The following is a 24,297-nucleotide window of genomic DNA, read 5'->3' as shown; positions in this document are numbered from 1 at the left end:
ATTTCAGCAAAAATCTGATTTAGAGGTTTTACCCTCATCCCAACCTTCTCCCTGAGCCGTATACGGCGCAAGAGAAGGAGTATCCATTATTTTTACAATGAATTTTCCCTCTCCTGAGCAAGATTTAAAGCACTGCTTTTAAATCGAAGCGCAAGAGAGGGTCAGGGAGAGGTCAATTTATTAACCCAAAGCCTTCTCAGCCGCTTCTACGGTTTGACGAATCAAGGTTGTAATCGTCATCGGACCAACACCACCTGGCACTGGTGTGTAAGCAGAAGCGATGTCTTCGATACCAACGAGTTGGATATCACCAACACCGCCGCCTTCACGTAGGTGGAAGCCCGCATCAACGACCACTGCACCTGGCTTAATCCAGTCTTTCTGAATCAGTTCAGCTTTACCAACTGCGCCCACAATAATGTCTGCCTGCTTCACGAATTCAGCCAGGTTTTGTGTGCGTGAGTGACAGGTGGTTACAGTTGCATTGGCTACTAGCAGCATCGCCGACATTGGTTTACCCAGAATAGCCGAACGACCAACCACCACTGCATGTTTACCCGCGATTTCGATGTTGTTTTCTTTCAGAATAGTCATGATGCCCGCTGGTGTTGCCGAACCATAGGCCGCTTCACCCATCGCCATACGACCATAACCCAAACAAGTCACACCATCGACATCTTTTTCAAGTGAAATGGCATCGAAGCAGGCACGCTCATCAATTTGTGCCGGTACCGGATGCTGTAACAGGATACCGTGTACATCAGGATTGGCATTGAGTTTTTCAATTTCAGCCAGTAACTGCTCAGTGGTGGTTTCCTGTGGAAGCTCGATTTTTAAAGAGTCCATACCGACACGGCGGCAGGCATTCCCTTTCATACGTACATAAGTTGCAGATGCACCGTCGTCACCTACCAAAATAGTCGCCAGAATTGGGGTACGACCTGTTTTCGCCTTTAATGCTTCTACGCGTGTTAACAAGTCAGCTTCAATTTGCTTTGCTAATGCACGACCATCCAAAACTAATGCCACGGCACATCTCCAAATGTTGATAGGAATCAATTTTGCAAATAATACATGATAATTTAGGCAATTTTCTTTCATATGCCGAATTTATGTGCATATGCGCGATTTATAGTATTGTTTTTTTTCCAGAGCTTGCTAATATGTGCATCACCAAGACGTGGCGGGGTGGCAGAGTGGTCATGCAGCGGACTGCAACTCCGTGGACGCCGGTTCGATTCCGACCTCCGCCTCCAATCTTGGTAAAAATGCCCGAGTGGTGAAATCGGTAGACACAGGGGATTTAAAATCCCCCGCCCTCAAAGCGTGCCAGTTCGAGTCTGGCCTCGGGCACCATTTTAACAGATCTTAAAATGGTGCAGTAAAGAATCCAGCGTCAAGCTGGTTTTTTTATGCCTGCAATTTAGCTTCTGCGTTGACCCTGTCCATGACCCCACAACAGCCCCTGCTTTTTCTACAACAGCTACAACAACACCATCCGGCTGCATTTAAACGCAATTTTCTGCTGTATGGCGCAATAAAAATCAAAGGCATGCTGGATGAGTGGAAAGAAATCCTCCCCTGGGTGCTGGCCCTGCTGATTTTTATTCCGCTGTCGATGGTCCTTGCAGATGTGATTCAGCAGCACTTGCCACAGTTTGATGCCGCACAAAGCAAAAGTATGGCAATTTTAGCGCTCATGTTGCTGTTGATGCTCACGACACCCTATGTGATTTATCAACTCAAACACAGTGCAGCGGCCTTATATCGCATGCTCCGCCATACCCCAATCAAACTGGCGATCGTGATTTTAGTGCAGGCGCTAAATGTCTATTACTGGCAAAGCGTGCTATTGCAAGGGATACTGTTCTTTTTTGCCCTGAGTTTTGGCTTTGTACGTTTTTATAAAGAAAACCTGCTTCGTCATGAGGCTACACCAGAACAGCAATACTGTTTGCAGCAGATTCGCCGTGCAGCGTACTGGTCATATCGTCAGCTTCGTAATACCCACCTAAAAATGTACTTTTATCCCAAAAGTTCGGCACGCTATGCAGACCTGGCGGTACAGCGGATGAAATATGCCAATCTGCATCAGCAAATCATGCAGGTTGAACACAAGTTTGCGCAGCAGATTAAATTTATTGATCTGGACAGTTATCTCAACGAAATTAGCCAATAAAAAAACCGGGACAATCCCGGTTTTTTATAGAAACAGGGTTTAAGCACTGGCCGGCAGGTCTTTAATTTCCACCAGAGCCGGCGTGTATTGCAGACGGTGATAACGCGCATCATCCAGTTGATAATCTGCTGCTTTGACCGTGTTCACGAATTTCCACTCGGCCAGCATCTCATCTGCCGTAAAGCTGACGGTCAGATAACCTCGCTGATTCAGGTTGCAATAACTCAGCTCATCAATCAGGGTATTAAAGGCAAATTCAAATTCGTATAGCTTGGCCGCCGGAATCTGCAGATATTTTTCCATCCCCGGAGAGGACACCGAACTGGTGGCCAGCTCCACCCCGACAAAGTTCTGCTGGGCATCATACAGCTGTGCAGACCAGGCATTATGAGTATCGCCCGCCAGCACCACCACTTTTTTACCCAGTTGACCCAATATGCTATACAGTGCTTCACGCTCGTAAGCATAGCCATCCCAAGCATCCAGATTATACGGCACCACGGTCAAAATACGGGCCTTTTCCTGTGCGGTTAAAGTGGGATCGCCCTGTAAATAACGGCTTTTCAATGTGACCAGTTCTACCAGCATCCGCTCGACATTGGCCAAGGTCTCTACGGTTGCCTGACCACTGGTGATTTCCCCGAGCACCTGCAAGATTTCCGCCGGAATCAGCATTTTCGCCATCAGCACCTGTTGCCCCAGCACATTCCAGGTGGCCTGAGATTGAGTCAGCTGCTGGGCCAGCCAGGCAAACTGAGTACGTCCAAGCAAGGTACGGTTACTGTCAGTTAAATCTGCGCTAAATCGGGCGGCATCCAGACCGGTCGCGGTTAAATAATTGGCATAATCCAGCTGCTTGTGACGTGCTAGTACCCGCGTATCCAGCATATTCAACTGCACCAGCTGACCGAAATTAAACTGGCGATAAATATTCAGATGGTCATTTTCAGAGACCGGACGAATTGGCATCCACTCAAAATAGGCCTGCAATGCAGCCAACTTGCGTGCAAAGAAATCACCTTCGTTGTCCTGATGATTCTCCGCCCCTTCCATCCAGATGTCATTGGTTAGCTCGTGGTCATCCCAGATTACAATAAACGGATAGCGCTGATGCACCGCCTGTAAGTCGGTATCCCCACGATATAAGGCATAACGCTTGCGATAATCATCTAAACGGATAATTTCCTTATTGTTATCTGCGGCCAGGGTACGTCCCAGTTTTTCCGCATCTTCAGTGGCATAACCATCGGCGCCATATTCATAAATATAATCACCCAGATGGATGACCACATCCAGATTTTCCTTGGCCATTTCCTTATAGACATGGAAATAACCGGCCGGATAGTTGGAGCAGGAACAGACCGCAAACTTTACAGCAGCAGTATCAAGCGGCAAGGTTTTGGTCTGGCCCACCGGTGAGCTTTGCGCGCCATAGCGGAAACGGTAGAAATAGGTCTGATTGGCTTGCAAACCGTCTGCATCAACTTTGACGGTAAAGTCCTGCGCCTGTGTGGTTAGCACTTTGCCCGTATTTACAATGTGCTGAAACGCCTGATCGGTCGCGATTTCCCATTGTACTTCCAGACGCATGGCCGTATCTTCGGGGCTAAGACGGGTCCATAGAATCACCCGGTCTGCCAATGGGTCACCACTGGCCACACCATGTAAAAATTGTATTTGTGGCGCATCAGGAGATGAATGCTCTGGATCATCATCGCCACAGGCAGTTAAGCTGAGTGGCAAAGACAGTGCCCCAAAACCTGCAATGGTTTTTTGAATCAGTTCGCGACGGTTCATGTGCGTTGTCATACGGTTTTCCTGTTGTTTTTATTTGCACTACCTTAGAAAACCGAGGTTTAGCTTTGATCTCATTTTGATGAATAAATGATGACAGTCGACATCCAGCCTGCTTCGAGTTTAGGCTAATACAATGATTTGCTTAAAAAGAAAGCAATTGTAAGCAAATTTACTTGCCAAGTTTTCCATCCTCCTCTATTATTGCGCACATGCCCGAGTGGTGAAATCGGTAGACACAGGGGATTTAAAATCCCCCGCCCTCAAAGCGTGCCAGTTCGAGTCTGGCCTCGGGCACCATTTTAATAGATCTTAAAATGGTGCAATAAATTACCCAGCGTCAAGCTGGTTTTTTTATGCCCGAAATTTAATAAAACAGATTGAATAGAAAGAGAAGAAATATAAAAAGAAGAATGAAATATCAGGTCACCCTACTCACCTTGCCAAGCTGTTTTTCAAGCATTTATGCCGCCGATGAATCAAGCATTTAATATGATCAAGAAACGCCCGTACAGCAAAGCAACCTGCTGAGTAGGTCTTGCAGGTAGATGAGAGGACTAAAGCATATCCGAAACAGAGCTGCTATTTACTGTACACCCTGTAAGATTGAGCGATAGAATCATCTCAAACCCAGATCACCCCATTATAAAAAAAGAGAGCGGCTTACCACTCTCGATTCGATACCAGCTCTTCCATTTCCAGCTCAAAATAGCCAGCATCTTGCAGCACCATCATCATCGCTTCGGCAATATAATCTGCCGCAGTATCATCCAGTGAGGAATCCAGATCTTCAAATTGTGGTTTCATCTTGTTGATGACACTTACCGTTTCATGGGCGAAGTGATAAATATCCGCCTCGGACAAATTCGGCTTGGCGACTTTTTTCGCAAACTGTTCAATGGACTGTTTGATTTCAGCGACCAGAATATCGGGATAATAGTCATCGTCAAACATGGGGAGAAGTAAATCTGTAAACATACAGGCACTCAAAACTACAAAAGGTCAAATTCAAGACAGGCTATATAGCACAAAGCCCCTGAAAAGCCAAACTGAGCGAGATTTGAATACCTATATGATATAAAGCAGGCTGGTATAGAGCAGCCCTTAAGCCAATTGCATCGCCTGCCAGATTTTAATGGCATCGGCGGTAGCTTTCACATCATGCGCGCGCACCATACAGGCACCCTGCTGAATACTCAGCAAATGCGCAGTAGCTGAACCAACTGCACGTTGCTGTGGCTCTGCGGCATCCAGCACACTGCCAATAAAACGTTTACGCGACAAGGCAGATAAAATTGGATAACCCATGTCAGTCAGTTTATGGAACTCATTTAGCAATTGCAGATTTTGCTGGGCATTTTTGGCAAAACCAAAGCCCGGATCAATCATAATGTTTTCAGCCTTGACCCCGGCATCCAGTGCATCCTGAACCCGTTGCGAAAGCTCACGAATGACATCTGTGGTGACATCCTCATATTGATCCAGATTATTCATAGTGGTTGGCTCACCGCGCATATGCATGATGATCACCGGAATATCTAATTCTGCCGCAGTTTCCAGCGCCTGAGGACGGGTTAAAGCCCGCACATCATTCCAGATATGCGCACCGGCCGCTACTGCCGCACGAATCACCTCTGGCTGTGAAGTATCAATTGAAATCACCACATTTAGTTTGGCCAGCTCCTCGACCACAGGCACCACCCGGCGGATTTCTTCCTCAATTTCCACCACCGCTGCGCCGGGACGGGTCGATTCACCCCCCACATCAATGACGGTGGCACCTTCAGCAATCATCTGTTTGGCACGGGCAATCGCCTGCTCTTTTTCATTGTGCTGCCCCCCGTCACTAAACGAGTCGGGGGTTACATTCAAGATTCCCATCACATGCGGCTGAGACAGATCCAAAGTTAAAGCTCCAAAGCTCCATTGACGCTGGGGTAATGGCATCAGCTGCATGTTTTTCTCCTCATTCACAATAAGGCAAATATTGTCTTATGGATAATTTAGTAAAGTAAAGCCTTAGATGTCAAACTGCGGCTTATTTGCATATTGCAACAGCTTGGACAGTCGGCTTAATTTCACAAAAGGGATCATTTTTTTCGTCCGACAAAACAGCTGATAGATCCCCTATTAAAGACAGGAGATTATGACTGGCCTTGATAACGCCCCGGCCGATGATTGAGGGCCAAAAAGATACCCATAATCACCGCTGCCAAGATAGACCACAACACCTGCTGATATGGCATCACCCCAAAAGCCAATGCAACGACCACACAATCAATGGCCATTTGTACCTTACCGGCACTGATGCCAGCTTTATCTTGCAAATACAGCGACAAGATGGTGGCGCCACCCAAACTCGATTGATGCCGGGCCAAAAACAGAATACCGGTTCCCAGCATTAAGCCGCCAGCAATGGCGGCAAAAAGTGGATGCAAATAATGAATGTCCAGATATTGCGGCACAATATAGGTCAATAAAGAAAGTAAGGCCACACAAATAAAGGTTTTCAGCGTGAAGCTTTTGCCCAGTCTGCGCCACGCAAACCAGTAAAACGGCAGATTAATCAGAAAATACAGCAAACTAAACGACCAGCCAGTTGCATAGTGCAGCACAAAAGCAATCCCTGCGGTACTCCCGGTCAGCAGACCTGCCTGTTCATACAGAATCAGGGTAATTCCGACAAACAGCGTTCCTGAGAACAGTGCTAGGCTGTCATCCATATAACTATGTTTAAGCGGATGCATCGATGGTAGAGGCGCAGCTTTTAGCGCGCTTGGATTAGATTGGTTATTCATGTTGAGAATCCCCTGTTCACCCTGTACTTGTGGTCTGTGGTGAATAGCATGTGTGTGCTTGTGGCACGTGGTATTTTTATTGCGTTTTTAATATGACAAAGGATAAAAATTTCTACAATCTTTAATTGTTGTCTTTTCTCCTGTCCGGGTTTATGGCTTGCATAGACCTTTCATCTAACCAATTGGGTCAGGTACCCATAAATACATGCAAATTTCATGCATAAAAAAACCACCCCAAGGTGGTTTTCTTAAAATATTCTTAGTTGGCTGGCAATGGTGGTGGTGTGCTTGGACCATTGCTTGGAGTTACATCAATCACCGGATTTTCTGCAACATATACTTTTGGTGGCTGTGGTTCACGACCTTCCATAATGTCACGAATCTGCTCACGATCAATGGTTTCCCAATCCATCAGCGCTTTTACCATAGCATGGGCAATATCTTTGTTGTTTTCCAGGATATCCCAGGCCACTTTATATTGCTCATCCAGAATGCGGCGCACTTCACGGTCCACTTCCAGCTGCGTCGCTTCAGAAATGGTCCGGCTACCCAGGCTGCCCATGAAGGATTGCTGTGAATCATCTTCATAAACCATCACACCTAGTTTGTCCGACATACCGTATTTGGTCACCATGGCACGCGCCATTTTGGTTGCACGCTCAAAGTCGTTCGATGCACCGGTAGATTGCTGATTAATGAAAATTTCTTCAGCAATACGACCACCAAACAGGATTGAAATTTCTTTCAGCATCTTGTCTTTGTAATGGCTGGTCTGGTCAAACTCAGGCAACTGCCAGGTTACACCCAGTGCCCAACCGCGCGGCATAATAGTGACTTTATGCACAGGATCCGTACCCGGCAGCATTTCCGCCACAATAGCATGACCTGCTTCATGATAAGCCGTCGCACGACGCTCTTCTTCACGAATCACCATCGATTTACGTTCAGGACCCATATACAACTTGTCTTTAGCATCTTCAAAGTCATGCATGTCGACCGTGTTCTTGTTACGGCGGGCAGCAAACAGTGCCGCTTCGTTCACCAGGTTGGCCAACTGCGCACCCGAGAAGCCTGGTGTACCACGTGCAAGGACTTTTACATCCACACCTGTGGTTGAAGGCAATTTTTTCAGGTGAACATTCAAAATTTGCTCACGACCTTTAATATCGGGTAAGCCCACCATCACCTGACGGTCAAAACGACCTGGACGCAGTAAAGCTTTATCTAATACATCAGCACGGTTGGTGGCGGCAATGACAATAATACCTTCATTACCTTCAAAACCATCCATTTCGACCAGCATCTGGTTTAAGGTCTGCTCACGCTCGTCATGACCACCACCTGTACCTGAACCACGGTGACGACCGACCGCATCAATCTCATCAATAAAGATAATACATGGCGCGTGGCGTTTCGCCTGCTCAAACATGTCACGGACACGAGAAGCACCCACACCCACGAACATTTCTACGAAGTCAGAGCCTGAAATACTGAAGAATGGCACTTTGGCTTCGCCAGCAATGGCTTTTGCCAGCAAAGTTTTACCAGTACCCGGAGGACCAACCATTAACACGCCTTTCGGAATGGTTGCACCCAAACGTTTAAATTTGGCCGGATCTTTCAGGAAGTCAACAATTTCAACCACTTCCTGTTTGGCTTCATCACAACCTGCAACATCGGCAAAGGTTACTTTAATCTGGTCTTCAGACAGCATTTTCGCTTTGGACTTACCAAAGCTCATTGGGCCGTTTTTACCACCTGCACCGCCACCCATGTTGCGCATAAAGAACATGAATAACAAAATGATTAAAAGTACAGGGAAACTAGCAATGAGTAGTTGCATCAACAAACCTTGACGTTGAGGTGCAGTACCTTCAACAACAACGTTGTTTTCAATGAGGCTCGGCATGAGTTCAGGATCTTGAACCGCCGGACGAATACTTTCAAATGGTGAGCCATTCGCTTTTTCACCACTAATTCTTTCGCCATCAATTGTAACTTTTTTAATTTGACCAGCATCCACCGCCGCAACGAACTCGGAATAGTTCATTGACGTTGGCTTATCACTGCCATTGATGTTACTGAAAATCAGAATCAGTACACCAAGTATAATTAGCCACAATACGGCATTCTTGAAGAGATCGCTCAAAGCTTTATTCCCATATCAATCTAATTTGATCATGCCCTTTACAGGGTGACCTTAATGTTAAAGCTGAAGATCAGCCTACAAAACTCTTAAAAACGTACAAAATGCACAATTTTTAACGGCTTGGCAAGTAAACTTTATTTGAATGCCTTCTTCCGGCCCTGTCCGATCAAAAACACTTCTTTCGAACGTGCACGAGAAGCTGCCGGTTTTGCAGTCTTTAATACATCGAAGCTGTCGACGACCTGCTTGCGAAATTCATCGAAGCCAGAACCCTGGAACACCTTCACGACAAACTGTCCGTTTGGCCCCAGCACTTTTTGCGCAAAGTCCAAAGCCAGTTCACATAAATAGATTTGTCGTGGCTGATCTACCGCTCTATTACCTGATGTATTGGGGGCCATATCGGAAATTACAACGTCTACAGTCCGGCCATTTAAAATATTTAACAATTTTTCAAAAACTTCTTCCTCTCGGAAGTCACCTTGCAGGAAGGTCACATCTGGTAAGGCATCCATCGCTAAAATATCCGATGCAATCACCAGCCCTTTGTCACCGACCAGTTTGCCGGCAATTTGCGACCAGCTGCCGGGCGCAGCACCCAGATCGACCACCGTCATGCCTGGTTTGATAATTTTATATTTTTCCTGAATCTCTAGCAGTTTATACGCAGCACGTGCACGATAACCTTCCTTCTGAGCTTTTTTCACGAAAGGGTCATCCAGGTGCTCTCTCATCCACGCACGACTACTTTTGGATAATTTCTGGTTGGTAATGCGTGTTGCCATAACTCTCTAAATATTAAAAACCTTCTAATTTATAATTGTACGTGAAAATTGCCGCGCTTGCAGTACAGATGTGTATTTAAATGGATGTAGAGGGTGCGATTTTTTCTATTATTTGCATCGATTATTTGCGCAGATTTTACAGCGTTTCAAATTGGGATTTGCTATACTAAGCCGTTTTTAAAATCAGGTTATTTTTATGGCGGCTTTATCTATTCAGGAACGCAAGCGTTTACGTCAAATCGGTCATGCACTCAATCCGGTTGTGATGATTGGCGGACAAGGGCTTACTGAAAATGTCATTGAAGAAACCACGCGTGCGTTAAATGACCACGAACTGATTAAAGTTAAAATTAGCGGTGAAGACCGTGAAGCACGTGCAGCTATAATTGAAGCAATTGCAGAAGCGACCGGTGCAGAAGTGGTACAGACTATTGGTAAAATTGCCCTGCTGTATAAAAAAGCCAAACCGCAAAATCCTAAATTATCGAACCTGGTTCGTCACGCGCATCTGGCAAAATAATTTTTCCTTATGGCAAGTTATGAACTGAGTGCTTTTGATCGCCGTTTTCAGGCCATCTCCCTGGTCGGGGCGATTGAGCAGCAAAGCCCGTTTAACCTGAATATTGGTTACTGGCTGCGTGATCCGAACCAGTATGTGCAGTGGCCCGATTTGGTGTCTGCGCATCCGCGTCAGGATTTTCTCTGGCAGAACACCTGTTTTGAGGTGTTTATTGGCGTTCATGGGGAAGATTTTTATCGTGAAATTAATCTTTCTCCCTCTCAAGCCTGGCAGGCCTATCAGTTTGAGGAATATCGCTATCCGGAAGACATGCCGCCGCAAGCCGCCTATGATATTGAGCTCAACCAGCTAAAACGCACCCATTATGGGCTGAATGTCTGTCTGGACTTGGGCGAATTCATGGCCAAGCATAAATTAAAGTGGTCGGATCTGTTTATTGGTTTAACTGCCGTGTTAAACACCTCTGAAGGTGAACACTATTACGCCATGCAGCACAGCAGCCCACAGGCCGATTTTCATAACAAGCGCGATTGGCTGCATCAGTTCTAGACATTATGTCAGGACTGAAACGCAGTATAAAAAAAGTGAGGCACATGACCTCACTTTTTTTATTGCCTGCATCGCACGCACCCGCTACAACACGCCTTAGCTTTTAAGGGTGGTGTCGGTTTCAGAAGCAGGTGCCGCCTCTTTTGCTGGTACAACTTTTTTCCAGGTTTCCAAGGTATGTTCTTTGGAACGCTTGAAGGTTTCGGTTAACTGATCTTTATGCTTGACTGAAATCTGGCTGACATCGGCTTTAAGCTCTTTGCCAATTTTATTCAAATCTTCAATCACCGCATTAAACTCGGTTTTCACAAACTCTTTCAGTTCACCAAGATCTTTTTGTGAGCTGCCAAAATGCTCCTTGAGCGATTCAATTTTCTGCAGCAGCTCTTTCTTGAGCTGACCGAGCTGCTCCTGCACGCTGCCATTAAATTTTTTCGCTTCAGTCTGCAGTTTTTCCTGGGTCTCCCCGACTGCTTCAGTAACCTGCTGTTTGGCCTCTTGTGCTGCCTGTTCAAGCTTTTCAGTGCCTTCTGCCACCACGTCTTTTAAGGAGTTTTTAGCCGCTGGCTGTTTTTGTTCTGCTGTCATTGCCGTTCACCCGCCTGTTATTAGGAAAGACCACAGCATAGTAGAAACAGATAAAATTTAAGTTTTGATTTGTTAGACAATTATTAAATGCTTACATTTCTGTGACATTGCGTGACAAACATGCTTTTGCACCAAAAGAATACTTTTTTATTGAATATTCCGCTTCAATAACGTGGACTTTTTCAGAGTTGGTGCGTATAATGCGCTGTTAAGTTCAAGCGAGCAGATGTGAGGAGGGTAGGTTGTATAGTAGCCTTCCTTTTTTTTCGTCTACTCGCTTTTTTACAGCCTAAATTTCAGGAGCTTTGGTTTGAGCACCCCCGCCATTTTAGCCCTTGCCGACGGTACGATCTTCAAAGGAACGTCAATCGGTGCATCGGGTAGTACGACTGGTGAAGTCGTTTTTAACACTGCCATGACTGGCTATCAAGAAATTTTGACTGACCCGAGTTATGCACAGCAACTTGTGACTTTAACTTACCCGCATATTGGTAACACAGGTTGTAATGAAGAAGACGCAGAATCTGGTCGTATTCATAAAGTATGGGCCACCGGATTAATCATTCGTGATTTGCCTTTATTGCATAGCAACTTCCGTTCTACACAGTCTTTAGCGGATTACCTGAAGCAACACAATGTGGTTGCCATTGCCGATATCGACACGCGTAAACTGACTCGTATTTTACGTGCAAAAGGTGCGCAAAACGGTTGTATTCTGGCTGGTGAAAATATCACTGAAGAAGAAGCAATTGCAAAAGCACGTGCATTTGGCGGCTTAAACGGTTTAGACCTTGCAAAAGAATGCTGTGACCCGAACGGTTTTGAATGGACCGAAGGCTCATGGGAGCTTGGCAAAGGCTTTACTCAACCTGAACTTAAATTCCATGTGGTTGCATACGACTACGGTGTCAAAACCAACATCCTGCGTATGCTGGCAGACCGCGGCTGTAAACTGACCGTTGTGCCTGCACAAACCCCTGCTGCTGACGTACTTGCGTTAAATCCAGATGGCGTGTTCCTGTCGAACGGCCCTGGCGACCCAGCTGCTTGTGATTATGCAATTGAAGCTGTAAAAACTATTGTTGAAACCACCAATCTCCCTGTGTTTGGTATCTGTTTAGGTCACCAGATTCTTGCTCTGGCTTCTGGCGCAAAAACCATGAAAATGGCGCACGGTCACCACGGTGCGAACCATCCTGTACAAAACATCGAAGATGGTACAGTGATGATCACCTCGCAAAACCACGGCTTCGCAGTTGACGAAAGCAATCTGCCAGCGGTCTTGCGTGTTACCCACCGTTCATTGTTCGATGGTACTAACCAAGGTATCCACCGTACAGACAAGCCGGCATTTAGCTTCCAGGGTCACCCTGAAGCCAGCCCAGGTCCACACGACTGTGCCCCACTGTTCGATCATTTCATCGAACTTCTTGAAGCAGCTAAGAAGTAATTAAGGAGCAAATAATGCCAAAGCGTACGGATATTAAAAGCATCTTAATTATTGGTGCTGGTCCTATTGTTATCGGTCAGGCCTGTGAGTTTGACTACTCGGGTGCTCAAGCCTGTAAAGCGCTGCGTGAAGAAGGTTACCGCGTCATTCTGGTAAACTCGAACCCAGCGACCATTATGACTGACCCGGCAATGGCGGATGCAACCTACATCGAGCCAATCACCTGGCAAACCGTTGCAGCGATCATTGAAAAAGAACGTCCAGATGCAGTACTTCCGACCATGGGCGGTCAAACTGCGTTGAACTGTGCGCTTGCACTTGATGCCAACGGTATTTTAGAAAAATACAATGTTGAGCTGATTGGCGCGACCAAAGAAGCGATTGAAAAAGCAGAAGACCGTAAACTGTTTGACGAAGCAATGCGTAAAATTGGTCTGGAATGTCCAAAAGCTGCGATTGCGGAATCTATGGAAGAAGCGCTGGACATTCAGGCGCGCTTCGGTTTCCCTGTGATTATTCGTCCATCATTCACCATGGGTGGTTCTGGTGGCGGTATCGCGTACAACCGCGAAGAATTCCTTGAAATCTGTGAACGTGGTTTCGACCTGTCTCCGACTCACCAGTTATTGATTGATGAATCACTCATTGGCTGGAAAGAATACGAGATGGAAGTTGTTCGTGACAAAAACGACAACTGTATTATCGTCTGTTCAATCGAAAACTTTGACCCAATGGGCGTGCATACTGGTGACTCCATCACAGTTGCTCCGGCACAAACATTGACCGACAAAGAATATCAACTCATGCGTAACGCGTCTTTAGCGGTACTGCGTGAAATTGGTGTAGAAACCGGTGGTTCTAACGTTCAGTTCGGTATTAACCCGAAAGATGGCCGTATGGTTATCATTGAAATGAACCCACGTGTATCGCGTTCATCTGCCCTTGCGTCTAAAGCAACAGGTTTCCCGATTGCGAAAATCGCAGCGAAACTGGCAGTGGGTTATACCCTGGATGAGCTGAAAAACGACATCACTGGCGGTACAACTCCTGCATCGTTCGAGCCATCAATTGACTACGTTGTAACCAAGGTTCCACGTTTCAACTTCGAAAAATTCCCGCAAGCAGATGCAACACTGACGACTCAGATGAAATCTGTGGGTGAAGTAATGGCAATTGGCCGTAACTTCCAGGAATCTGTCAACAAAGCCCTTCGTGGTCTAGAAGTCGGTGCTTCTGGTTTTGATGAAAAAATCGAAGTGGGTACTGAAGGCGCACGCGAGAAAATCCTGCAAGAACTTAAAGTTCCAGGCCCAGAGCGTATCTGGTACGTGGCCGATGCCTTCCGTCATGGCTTCACTTTAGACGAAGTATTTGAAGCGACCAAAATTGACCGCTGGTTCCTGATTCAGATTGAAGACATTATCAATACTGAAAACCAGATCAAAACTTTAGGTTTCGGCGACTTAAACGCAGACAATATCCGTGCGTTCAAACGCAAAGGTTTATCGGATCTGCGTATCGCCAACCTGATGGGTATTTCACAAAAACAATTCCGTAAACACCGCTGGAACCTGGGCGTGACTCCGGTTTACAAACGTGTGGATACATGTGCGGCAGAATTCGAATCTGATACCGCTTATATGTATTCAACTTACGATGAAGAATGTGAATCGAATCCATCTGCGAAAGACAAGATCATGGTCATCGGTGGTGGTCCTAACCGTATTGGTCAGGGTATCGAATTCGATTACTGCTGTGTACACGCGGCGCTTGCGATGCGTGAAGACGGTTATGAAACCATCATGGTGAACTGTAACCCTGAAACGGTTTCTACTGACTATGACACCTCAGATCGTCTGTACTTCGAACCAATTACTTTGGAAGATGTGCTTGAAATCGTGCGTACCGAGAAGCCTAAAGGCATTATCGTACAGTACGGTGGTCAAACACCGCTGAAACTGGCGCGTGCGTTAGAAGAGGCTGGTGCACCAATCATTGGTACATCTCCAGATGCGATTGACCGTGCCGAAGACCGTGAACGTTTCCAGCAAATGATTCAACGTCTGCAACTGCGTCAACCAAACAACAGCATCGTAAAATCTGCTGAAGAAGGTATTGCTGAAGCGGCGAAAGTGGGCTATCCACTGGTGGTACGTCCATCATACGTACTAGGTGGTCGTGCGATGGAAATCGTGTACAACGAAGAAGAATTGAAGCGTTACTTACGTGATGCCGTTCAAGCGTCGAATGATGCCCCTGTTCTTCTTGACCGCTTCCTGGATGATGCGATTGAAGTTGACGTAGACTGCGTATCTGACGGTAAAGATGTGGTGATCGGCGGGATCATGCAGCACATTGAACAGGCGGGTATTCACTCAGGTGACTCTGCATGTTCGATTCCACCTTACTCGTTATCAAACGAAGTACAGGACGAAATGCGTCGTCAAACCGTAGCGATGGCCAAAGAGCTGGGCGTTATCGGTTTAATGAACGTACAGTTCGCGGTAAAAGGCGATGACGTTTACATTCTGGAAGTGAACCCACGTGCTTCTCGTACCGTGCCGTTCGTATCTAAGTGTATCGGTGAATCATTAGCGAAAATTGCTGCACGTTGTATGGCGGGTCAATCTCTGGAGTCACAAGGCTTCACAACCGAGATTATTCCTGAGCACTTCTCTGTTAAAGAAGCGGTGTTCCCATTCAACAAGTTCCCGGGTGTTGACCCAATCCTTGGCCCTGAAATGAAATCTACAGGCGAAGTAATGGGTGTGGGTAAAACTTTTGGTGAAGCATTCTACAAAGCTGTGTTAGGCTCGAATGAACGCTTACCAGGTTTGCCAACCGAAGGCGAAATCAAGCATGCATTCATTTCAGTACGTGATTCTGATAAACCACGTGCAGCAGGTATTGCCAAACAGCTTGCAGACTTTGGCTTCAAAATTATCGCTACCGGCGGTACTTATGATGTGATCAAAGCCGCAGGAATTGAATGTGAACGTGTGAATAAAGTAACTGAAGGTCGTCCGAATATTGTGGACCGCTTGAAAAATGGCGAAATTCACCTCATTATCAATACCACTGAAGGCAAACAAGCGCAGCAGGATTCATTCTCAATCCGCCGTTCTGCCCTGCAAGGTAAGGTCTATCATACGACTACCCTGAATGGTGCCGATGCGGTATGCCAAGCGTTAGCCATTAAATTGCCGATGGATGTTTATCGTTTGCAAGATTTAAGCAAAGGTTAATTGTCTACCGAGAAGTCCCGTCACCTCTCGGTGGCGGGCTTTTTTTCATTTATAGAGCTGTATTTTTCTAATATTCAACTTGAGGGACAACAATGCAACGTTATCCTATGACTCCTGAAGGCAAAGTCGCCTTAGAGAAAGAATTACACCAGTTAAAAACTGTTGAACGCCCACGTATTACTGCTGCGATTGCAGAAGCACGTGAACACGGCGACCTAAAAGAAAATGCAGAGTATCATGCAGCACGTGAGCAGCAAGGTTTCTGTGAGGGGCGTATTCAAGACATCGAAGGTAAACTCGGTGCTTGCCAAGTCATTGATGTAAAAGAACTTGAGCAAAATGGTCGTGTTGTATTTGGGGTAACAGTAACCATTGAAAACCTTGACACAGAAGAACGTAAAACTTACAAAATTGTAGGTGATGATGAAGCAGATTTTAAAATTAATAAAATCTCTGTGAACTCTCCTATTGCTCGTGGTCTTTTAGGTAAAAATGAAGGCGATGAAGCAAAAATTGTAACACCACAAGGTGAAGTTGAGTACGAAATCGTCAGCGTTGAATACATCTAATCCTTAGATGGTTTGACATCCCAAAGCCCCTCTTCTGAGGGGTTTTTTTATTATCTTTCAAACAAAAGTTCACAAAAAAATTACAGCAAATGTATATGCTTTAATAGTCAATATTTTTCTATAAATTTTAAAATGCAGCTTATTTGGTTCCGTCAAGATTTAAGAATTCATGATCATGCAGCTCTTTGGCATACTCGCGAAGCTGGCCCTTGCATTGCCTTAGTCGTGCTATCGCCAAAACAATGGCAAGTGCACAATGATGCGCTAATTAAAATTGACTTCTATTTAAGACAACTGAATCATCTAAAAAATGAACTTGCCACGTTAAATATTCCACTTGTTATTTTAACTATTCCATTATGGAAAGACCTGCCAAATCAATTATTAAGCTTATGCCAAAATCATAATATTCAAGCTGTTCATGCCGATATAGAATTGGGTGTAAATGAATTAAAACGCGATGCTCAAACTCAACAGCTATTAGAAAAGAATAATATTCGTTTTGAGTTGTATCATGACCGAACTATTTTCCCTGTTGGAAGCATTCGTAATAAAACTGGTCATCCATATCAAGTATTTGGTGCATTTAAAAAGCAATGCTATGAGAAACTCAGCATAAGCTTGCCACAATGCTACCCAACTATTGAGGTTCAAAAACCAATTCCACAGCACAATGACTTTACAAGAGAAGTTCCACAATTAAGTGATATTTACTCAGATTCAGAAGAAAAAGTAATCAGCGAAAACCTACAAAATCTTTGGCAAATTGGTGAGCATCATGCTTGGGAACTTTTAGATGAGTTTATTGAAAATCAAGTTGAGTATTATCATATTGAACGTGATTTCCCGAATTTGAATAGCACGAGTAAACTTGCAGCTTATTTAAATATTGGCATTCTTTCTATTCGCCAATGTTTACAAGCTTTGTTTCGCCACAGTCACGGCTGTATGGAATTTGAAAACAATGGGCAACAAATTTGGTTAAATGAACTCCTTTGGCGTGAGTTTTATCAGCATATTTTATTCGACTACCCTCGCGTATCGAAAAACTTACCATTTAAATTAGACACTCAACGCATTGTATGGCGCAATGCTCCTGAAGATTTACAGGCTTGGCAGCATGGGCAAACAGGTATCCCAATTGTAGATGCTGGCATGCGACAGTTACTTGCAACGGGTTGGATGCATAACCGTGTTCGTATGATTTGCGCGATGTTTTTAAGCAAAAATTTACTGATAGATTGGCGTTTAGGCGAATCATGGTTTATGCAGCATTTAATTGATAGTGATTTGGCTGCCAATAACGGTGGATGGCAGTGGTGTGCATCTACAGGAACAGATGCTGCACCGTATTTCCGTATTTTCAACCCTGTAAGTCAGTCGCAAAAGTTTGATGCAAATGGCGATTATATTCGTCAATGGGTACCTGAAATTTCACATTTAAATGCGAAACAAATTCACGAACCTTATGCGAAAAATCCACAACTAAAATTGGATTATCCAAAGCCGATTGTAGATTTAAAAAGCAGTCGTGTTCGTGCAATTGAGGCCTTTAAGCATTTGAGTTAACTTCGGCTATAATGGCGTTACGCTTGTTCTTTGATTGCTCTTATGGCTGAACCCTTAATTAATTCCCCTGTTAAGCATTGGTGTGAATTCGAATTTATTTCTAAAACTATGAAAAACCCTAATATTCACATTAAGGGAAACTATTCTTATTATTCTGCTTATTGGGATCAGGGTTTTGAGCGTTGTGTTGTGCGTTATTTGCATGACAAGCCTTCTACGCCTGAGAAGCCAATTGATCAGCTTTATATTGGCAATTTCGTGTGTTTTGGGGCGGAATGCGTGATTATGATGGGCGGTAATCAGTTACACCGAACTGACTGGATTTCTGCCTTTCCGTTTGATACGCGCAGTTTTGTACCTGCTGGCGATACTGTTATTGGTGATGGTTGCTGGATTGGCTCACGTGCCATGATTATGCAAGGCGTGACGCTGGGTGAAGGTGCAATTGTGGCAACTGGTGCGGTCGTAACAAAAGACGTTCCACCTTATGCCGTGGTGGGAGGAGTTCCTGCCAAAATTATTAAATATCGCTTTCCACAAGAAGATATAGAAAAACTGCTTTCCCTTAAAATTTACGAGATGGATGAAAAGCAGTTTTTAAAGATGCGGGAACAGTTACAGACAGAGGATGTTGCTGCTTTGGTTGATTATTTCAAAGACTGCTGATTATTCCCTTGGACTTTTGCTTAGGCCAAGCATCAGGTCAAAACTTTCATCTAATCGATATTAAAACTCAAAAAACCTGAGCTAAACACATTCTAAAGCCAGACTTAATGAAATAAGCCTTCAACTTTAGTGTAAACTGCTGATTAATTACTCAAAAACATGTTAAATTAGAAAGGCTTAAACTTCCTTAAAAAAATAATTATCCCTATGAAATTACTGGGTTTTATTATTTAAAAATAAGCGCTAAGATAAGATTAAGGCAATAGAAAGTGTTCCCTCAATTTTTTATTGTTGAATGACACAATAAGGAGAAATAACGATGGCATTTCAACACATTTTAGTTCCAGTAGACGGTTCTGAAACTTCTTACGCAGCAGTTGCCAAAGCAGTCGAGCTTGCCAAAGCTTTCGGCAGTAAAGTAACTGTTGCACAGGTGTTAACACTCGATCCATATATTGCATCAGAATACATTTCAGCAGGCCAGACCAATGACCTGATTGAACGTGCGCGTGTGTCTATTCTCAAAACACTGGATGAAGCCAAAGCAAAATTCCAGGAACAAGGTGTAGCAGTTGAGTCTCGTCTGCTTGAAGGTCAAGTGATTCATCGTGAAATTGCACGTGCTGCAACTGAAATGAATGCAGACCTGATTGTGATGGGTTCTCATGGCCGTACCGGTTTGAAAAAGTTATTCCTCGGTAGCGTCGCGCAAAGCGTACTGGGCGAAGGTAATGTTCCTGTACTCATCGTACGTTAATCTTTCCTCCAGAAAATTCCCTGTACCTGCGGGTATGGGGAATTTTTTATTTTTAGGGCTGCCATTGATACTGCTTTAAGCTCACCTTGTTATTCAGGACCACTACACCCTCCTGTATCAGTTTTAATGCCTGTATATTTTCACCGTACGTATTGATTTTGCTTAGGCTAATTTTCCCTTGCGCATTTAGCACCCGATGCCATGGCAACACATGCCCCGGTGCCAGATGTTTCAGTACATAACCCACCAGACGCGCATGTTTCGGCAAACCGGCCAGTTTTGCAATCTGACCATAGGTGGCAACTTTACCAGGTGGAATCTGGGCAATCACCGCGGTGATATAAGCGGCCAACTCCTGACTGGGACGTGCTGGAATAGACATAAAAAGAATCTTAGAGTGTTGAAATCTATTGGGATGAAAAGCTGTGCTGGTTAGAAAAGCTAGGCTTAAAAAACTAGAGGACATGCAGTTGCACATCCTCCTGTATTCACCTTGAGTTAAAAAGCGGATGCAACGCTTTAGATGGCTTGTCCAAAGGTATCGCAATCATTCATATTGCCCGACTTCAGACCAGTATTAAACCATTGCACGCGCTGGGCACTGGTACCATGGGTAAAGCTATCCGGCACTACTTGTCCACTCGAACGTTTCTGCAAATAGTCATCACCAATTTTATGTGCGGCATCCATCGCTTCCTGTACATCGCCCTGTTCCAGGAATTGAGTACGCTGATGGTTATGATGCGCCCAGACACCGGCCAGACAATCGGCCTGAAGTTCCTGACGAACCGATAACTGGTTGCCTTCGACCTGACTGGCACGCTGACGCATCTGCTGTACCTGTCCGGAAATCCCCAGAATGGTCTGAATATGATGGCCGACTTCATGTGCAATCACATAAGCCTGGGCAAAATCTCCAGCCTGATCCTGACGCGATAATTCGGTCTGGTTCTGCTCGCCGGAAATTCCCATCTGGGTGCGCATATCTTTAAAGAAACCAGTATCTAAATAGACTTTCTGATCGGCCGGGCAATAAAACGGCCCCATGGCAGCGCTGGCATTGCCACAGGCGGAACTGACCGCGCCATTAAACATCACCAGTTTGGGCGGCACATATTGCTGATTCAGCTGCTCGGCAAACACCTGCGTCCAGGTATCTTCGGTATCGGCCAGAATAGTGCCAATAAACTCCATCGATTCCTGCTGCTCCGGCGTCGGATTTTCCAGACCTCGTGTTTCCGCGCTCTGCCCCTGATTGGTCACCTGCTTGGTGGCCTGATAGGCTGTTTGCGGATCGACCCCAAAAAACTTCCAGGCCACAAAAGCCACCACCAGACCCAGAATACTGATCCCGCCGGCTTTGGCACCTCCACCACCGCGACGATCTTCTACATTGCTACTGACGCGACGACCTTTCCAACGCATAGCAATCTCCTTATTATTTTTATCTCTTGGCTAGAATTTTACATAGTTTAAGAGGCTTTGGAACGTGGCCAGACCTTTTTCACCAGACCAATTAGCGCCACCACAATCAAACCGGCAATAAAGCCCACAGCAAAATTGATCAAGGTTGGAGTAAGCGCACCAAAAATACTGCCGATATTGGGAATTTCCTGCACGTATTCCACACTGTCTTCGGTAAAGTGATGTACCAATGGAATAGCGTGGTTGATAATCCCGCCGCCCACCAGGAACATGGCCAGAGTCCCGACAATCGACAGGATTTTCATCAAGATTGGCGCAAAGGCCAGTAAGCCGCGCCCGACCGACTGTTTAAAATTAGAAGCCTGTTCCGAGAGATGCAAACCAATATCATCAATCTTGACAATAAATGCCACTAACCCATAGACCCCAATGGTCATGGCGATGGCAATAATACTCAGCACTGTGACTTTTACACTAAAGGCCGCGGTAGCTACAGTACCCAAGGAAATGACAATAATCTCTGCCGAGAGAATAAAGTCGGTCCGGACTGCCCCTTTGATTTTTTCATTTTCAAACGTGGCCAGATCGGTTTCGGTTTTAATTAATTCCTGCTGCGCTTCTTCGGCAGTTTTGGCTTTTTTCTTGTGCAAGGAATGCAGGACTTTTTCAACCCCTTCATAACATAAGAATAAACCGCCCACGACCAGTAACGGGTTAATCAGCCACGGCGCCACCACGCTAATCAGTAGAGCTAGAGGCACCAGAATCAGTTTATTGACAAAAGAACCTTTGGCCACGCGCCAGACCACCGGCAGTTCCCGCTCCGAACGTACACCGCTGACCTGCTGGGCATTCAGGGCCAGATCATCACCGAGTACACCGGCCGTTTTCTTTGCGGCCATTTTACTCATGACCGCCACATCATCTAAAACAGTGGCAATATCATCTAATAATAGTAATAAGCTACTCGCCATAATTTTTATCCTTATCGTGTTCTAGGCTTATTCTAAGGAGAAATCTTCCAAAACTCTGTATTTACTTCATTAATAAATCTTTAAAATTTCCAGACAATTGTTGATTCTGTTCGGCTTATCCCGTGACATTCAAAAATATTATGCCGTACAATGTAGCCCAATCATCGGTATAGAAATGTCGTAACAACGACTTGGAAGAGATAATGAGTAATCAAGATAATCGTCCTGTTATTTTGACTGGCGACCGTCCAACCGGACAACTTCACCTCGGTCATTTTGTAGGTTCTTTACGTTCACGTGTAGGTTTACAGGATTCTCACCATCAACATCTTTTACTTGCCGATGCTCAAGCCCTGACTGATAACGCCGACAACTTTGAAAAAGTACGTCGTAATATTATTGAAGTGGCGACCGATTACCTGGCCGTGGGCATTGACCCGACCAAAACCACCATTTGTGTTCAGTCTTGCCTGCCGGCCTTGAATGAACTGACCATGCTGTATTTAAACTTTGTCACTGTGGCACGTTTAGAGCGCAACCCGACCATTAAATCTGAAATTCAGATGCGTGGTTTTGAACGTGATATTCCAGCTGGTTTCCTGTGCTATCCAGTTGCCCAAGCGGCCGATATTACCGCGTTTAAAGCGACTGTAGTGCCCGTGGGTGAAGATCAGATTCCTATGATCGAACAGACCAACGAAATTGTACGCCGCATTAACCGTCAGGTAGGTCAGGACCTGCTGCCTGAATGTAAAGCACTGCTGTCGAATGTTGGCCGTTTACCTGGTTTTGATGGTAAAGCTAAAATGTCAAAATCATTGGGCAACACCATTGTGCTCGATGCCACTGACAAAGACATTAAAAAGGCGGTGAATGCCATGTACACCGACCCGAACCACCTCCGCATTGAAGATCCGGGTCAGGTTGAAGGCAACGTGGTATTTACCTACCTAGATGCTTTCGATCCGAACAAAGAAGAACTGGAAGAATTAAAAGCGCATTATCGCCGTGGTGGTCTGGGTGATGGTACCGTGAAAAAGCGTCTGGAAGGCATTTTAAAAGAGCTGATTGGTCCAATCCGTGAACGCCGTTTAGAACTGGCCAAAGATCCAGATTACATCATGGATATCTTAAAAACCGGTACCGATAAGTGCCGTGATATTACTCAAGCCACTTTAGATGAAGTTAAAGCCGGTTTAGGGGTGTTCCGCTTCTAACCCCCCATGCTGATCTTGAAAAGCCTTTCCTCGCGAAAGGCTTTTTTATGCCACGTTTACAATGATGGAGAAAATATGGAGAGAAGTGTCACACAATTTTTATAGAAGCAACAATCTTTAACATGAATTTACCTGAACGCTGCTGAACCTAGCCCAACGCCGGCGTATTCTAGTCAGATGTTCTAGGAGCAATCCTAATTCATAACATTTCTCCTTTACCGAAACTGTGCAAGCAGATTCGTTGTTCTACGCAATGATCACCCCAATCATTGCGTATTTTTTTGCCTAAAATATGCAGGTTTTTTAGACAAAAACGCGGCCTAATGCTATGCTAGGCGCATTCAATAATAATATATATTTTGAATATCAATAATTTAAACACAACAGAACAATAGAGTATTCAGTTATGTGGGATTTGCTCACTCACCCTTCCAATCTGATTTTTAGTGTCTGTATCTGCCTGCTGTTTTTCTTTGCCCTGCTGGAAGTGTTTCTGTTACTGGCCGGTGGCGGCAGTCAGGGCATTCTGGACCAGTTTCTGCCGGATGACTTAATTCCGCATAAAGATGTGGAAGTGAATATTGATGGTTCTAGTGGCCTGTTGATCCAGTTTTTAGACTGGCTGTACATTGGCCGGGTACCGCTGCTGATCTGGCTGATTATTTTCCTGACCTTATATGGTCTGTCTGGCCTGATTTTACAATCGGTACTGTTTCAATGGACTGGACAATATATTACCGCCTGGATAATGGCACCGGCCTGTCTGTTTCTGAGCATGCCCCTGGTGCGTTATAGCGCCATGCTGATTGCCCGCATTTTACCGCAAGATGAAACCACCGCCATTTATAGTGACGAGCTGATTGGCCGCACAGCCACCATTATTTTAGGTGTGGCTACTCCCAATTCTCCGGCAGAAGCCAAAGTGCAGGATCAGCATGGTCTGACCCACTATATTCTGGTAGAACCGGAACAGGACGAAAGTTTTCAACAGGGTCAATCCGTAATTTTAACGGGGAGAACCAAAATTGGCTTTTATGCCATGCATTTAAATTAACAACTGAAA

22 protein-coding genes and 3 tRNA genes are annotated in these 24,297 nt (G+C 45.2%); 14 read left to right on the top strand and 11 right to left on the bottom strand.

The genetic code is table 11. From position 1 onward, the window contains the following. Positions 1-180: 180 nt before the first annotated feature. Positions 181-1,029 (bottom strand): bifunctional methylenetetrahydrofolate dehydrogenase/methenyltetrahydrofolate cyclohydrolase FolD, encoded by an 849-nt coding sequence (gene folD / locus P253_RS01250; RefSeq protein WP_016659952.1) that lies wholly within the window; start codon positions 1,027-1,029, stop codon positions 181-183. A gap of 153 nt (positions 1,030-1,182) precedes the next feature. Here folD and P253_RS01245 point away from each other — a divergent pair. The 3 genes from P253_RS01245 (at position 1,183) to P253_RS01235 (ending at position 2,179) form a co-directional block, all read left to right on the top strand. Then, positions 1,183-1,256, top strand: a tRNA-Cys gene (locus P253_RS01245). Between the two features lie 14 nt (positions 1,257-1,270). Continuing rightward, a tRNA-Leu gene (locus P253_RS01240) sits at positions 1,271-1,356 on the top strand. Between the two features lie 91 nt (positions 1,357-1,447). Continuing rightward, positions 1,448-2,179, top strand: a complete 732-nt coding sequence (locus P253_RS01235; protein WP_016659951.1) for a hypothetical protein — start codon at positions 1,448-1,450, stop codon at positions 2,177-2,179. A gap of 39 nt (positions 2,180-2,218) precedes the next feature. Here the strand turns inward: P253_RS01235 and P253_RS01230 are convergent, their stop codons facing one another. Next, positions 2,219-3,988: an alkaline phosphatase D family protein gene (locus P253_RS01230; RefSeq protein WP_016659950.1), complete on the bottom strand. Its 1,770-nt coding sequence runs from the start codon at positions 3,986-3,988 to the stop codon at positions 2,219-2,221. A gap of 199 nt (positions 3,989-4,187) precedes the next feature. Here P253_RS01230 and P253_RS01225 point away from each other — a divergent pair. Beyond that, positions 4,188-4,273: transfer RNA gene (locus P253_RS01225), tRNA-Leu, on the top strand. A 363-nt stretch (positions 4,274-4,636) separates the two neighbouring features. On the opposite strand, the gene P253_RS01220 is transcribed toward P253_RS01225, so the two are convergent. The 5 genes from P253_RS01220 to rlmE form a co-directional block, all read right to left on the bottom strand. Then, positions 4,637-4,951 carry a DUF5713 family protein gene (locus P253_RS01220; RefSeq protein WP_016659949.1) on the bottom strand — a complete coding sequence of 105 codons (315 nt, stop codon included), beginning with the start codon at positions 4,949-4,951 and terminating at the stop codon, positions 4,637-4,639. Positions 4,952-5,077: 126 nt separating this feature from the next. After that, positions 5,078-5,929: a dihydropteroate synthase gene (gene folP / locus P253_RS01215; RefSeq protein ID WP_016659948.1), complete on the bottom strand. Its 852-nt coding sequence runs from the start codon at positions 5,927-5,929 to the stop codon at positions 5,078-5,080. 188 nt (positions 5,930-6,117) lie between these two features. After that, positions 6,118-6,771, bottom strand: a complete 654-nt coding sequence (locus tag P253_RS01210) for a YitT family protein (RefSeq protein ID WP_016659947.1) — start codon at positions 6,769-6,771, stop codon at positions 6,118-6,120. A 259-nt stretch (positions 6,772-7,030) separates the two neighbouring features. After that, on the bottom strand, positions 7,031-8,920 hold the full coding sequence (ftsH, locus tag P253_RS01205) for an ATP-dependent zinc metalloprotease FtsH (protein ID WP_005176319.1): 1,890 nt from the start codon (positions 8,918-8,920) through the stop codon (positions 7,031-7,033). Between the two features lie 134 nt (positions 8,921-9,054). Continuing rightward, positions 9,055-9,705, bottom strand: coding sequence for a 23S rRNA (uridine(2552)-2'-O)-methyltransferase RlmE (gene rlmE / locus P253_RS01200; RefSeq protein WP_016659946.1), 651 nt, complete (start codon positions 9,703-9,705; stop codon positions 9,055-9,057). Positions 9,706-9,901: 196 nt separating this feature from the next. Here rlmE and yhbY point away from each other — a divergent pair, with 196 nt between their 5' ends. Both yhbY and P253_RS01190 read left to right on the top strand, forming a co-directional pair. Further along, a complete protein-coding gene (yhbY, locus tag P253_RS01195; protein ID WP_016659945.1) occupies positions 9,902-10,225 on the top strand; it encodes a ribosome assembly RNA-binding protein YhbY in 324 nt (107 codons plus the stop codon). Positions 10,226-10,234: 9 nt separating this feature from the next. Beyond that, positions 10,235-10,774, top strand: coding sequence for a DOMON-like domain-containing protein (locus P253_RS01190; protein ID WP_016659944.1), 540 nt, complete (start codon positions 10,235-10,237; stop codon positions 10,772-10,774). A gap of 96 nt (positions 10,775-10,870) precedes the next feature. On the opposite strand, the gene P253_RS01185 is transcribed toward P253_RS01190, so the two are convergent. Further along, a complete protein-coding gene (locus tag P253_RS01185) occupies positions 10,871-11,362 on the bottom strand; it encodes a hypothetical protein (RefSeq protein WP_016659943.1) in 492 nt (163 codons plus the stop codon). Between the two features lie 310 nt (positions 11,363-11,672). Here P253_RS01185 and carA point away from each other — a divergent pair, with 310 nt between their 5' ends. The 6 genes from carA to P253_RS01155 all read left to right on the top strand — a co-directional run bounded on the left by carA (position 11,673) and on the right by P253_RS01155 (position 19,618). Beyond that, complete coding sequence (carA, locus tag P253_RS01180) at positions 11,673-12,812, top strand: glutamine-hydrolyzing carbamoyl-phosphate synthase small subunit (protein WP_016659942.1); 1,140 nt, start codon at positions 11,673-11,675, stop codon at positions 12,810-12,812. 14 nt (positions 12,813-12,826) lie between these two features. Beyond that, on the top strand, positions 12,827-16,057 hold the full coding sequence (gene carB / locus P253_RS01175) for a carbamoyl-phosphate synthase large subunit (RefSeq protein ID WP_016659941.1): 3,231 nt from the start codon (positions 12,827-12,829) through the stop codon (positions 16,055-16,057). A 92-nt stretch (positions 16,058-16,149) separates the two neighbouring features. Then, the gene (gene greA, locus P253_RS01170; protein ID WP_016659940.1) at positions 16,150-16,626 is read left to right on the top strand and encodes a transcription elongation factor GreA; all 477 of its coding nucleotides are present in this window, start codon (positions 16,150-16,152) and stop codon (positions 16,624-16,626) included. Positions 16,627-16,758: 132 nt separating this feature from the next. After that, entirely contained in the window at positions 16,759-18,195 is a 1,437-nt protein-coding gene (locus tag P253_RS01165) for a cryptochrome/photolyase family protein (RefSeq protein WP_016659939.1), read from the top strand. Positions 18,196-18,237: 42 nt separating this feature from the next. Then, positions 18,238-18,861: a CatB-related O-acetyltransferase gene (locus P253_RS01160; RefSeq protein ID WP_005176296.1), complete on the top strand. Its 624-nt coding sequence runs from the start codon at positions 18,238-18,240 to the stop codon at positions 18,859-18,861. Positions 18,862-19,180: 319 nt separating this feature from the next. Beyond that, positions 19,181-19,618: a universal stress protein gene (locus P253_RS01155; protein ID WP_005176293.1), complete on the top strand. Its 438-nt coding sequence runs from the start codon at positions 19,181-19,183 to the stop codon at positions 19,616-19,618. A gap of 52 nt (positions 19,619-19,670) precedes the next feature. On the opposite strand, the gene P253_RS01150 is transcribed toward P253_RS01155, so the two are convergent. From P253_RS01150 to P253_RS01140, 3 genes are all read right to left on the bottom strand, one after another. After that, positions 19,671-20,000, bottom strand: coding sequence for an MGMT family protein (locus P253_RS01150; protein WP_212749378.1), 330 nt, complete (start codon positions 19,998-20,000; stop codon positions 19,671-19,673). 137 nt (positions 20,001-20,137) lie between these two features. Then, positions 20,138-21,043 (bottom strand): KPN_02809 family neutral zinc metallopeptidase, encoded by a 906-nt coding sequence (gene ypfJ, locus P253_RS01145; RefSeq protein WP_016659937.1) that lies wholly within the window; start codon positions 21,041-21,043, stop codon positions 20,138-20,140. A 47-nt stretch (positions 21,044-21,090) separates the two neighbouring features. Continuing rightward, a complete protein-coding gene (locus P253_RS01140; protein WP_016659936.1) occupies positions 21,091-22,017 on the bottom strand; it encodes a DUF808 domain-containing protein in 927 nt (308 codons plus the stop codon). Positions 22,018-22,220: 203 nt separating this feature from the next. Here P253_RS01140 and trpS point away from each other — a divergent pair, with 203 nt between their 5' ends. Continuing rightward, positions 22,221-23,234, top strand: coding sequence for a tryptophan--tRNA ligase (trpS, locus tag P253_RS01135; protein ID WP_005176282.1), 1,014 nt, complete (start codon positions 22,221-22,223; stop codon positions 23,232-23,234). A 406-nt stretch (positions 23,235-23,640) separates the two neighbouring features. Further along, the gene (locus P253_RS01130) at positions 23,641-24,288 is read left to right on the top strand and encodes a YqiJ family protein (protein ID WP_016659935.1); all 648 of its coding nucleotides are present in this window, start codon (positions 23,641-23,643) and stop codon (positions 24,286-24,288) included. The last annotated feature ends 9 nt before the right edge of the window (positions 24,289-24,297 follow it).

The sequence above is a fragment of the Acinetobacter indicus CIP 110367 genome (assembly GCF_000488255.1).
Taxonomy (GTDB): Bacteria; Pseudomonadota; Gammaproteobacteria; order Pseudomonadales; family Moraxellaceae; genus Acinetobacter; species Acinetobacter indicus.
The sequence above is the reverse complement of the archived record's forward strand: the minus strand, read 5'-3'. Positions and strand labels throughout refer to the sequence as shown.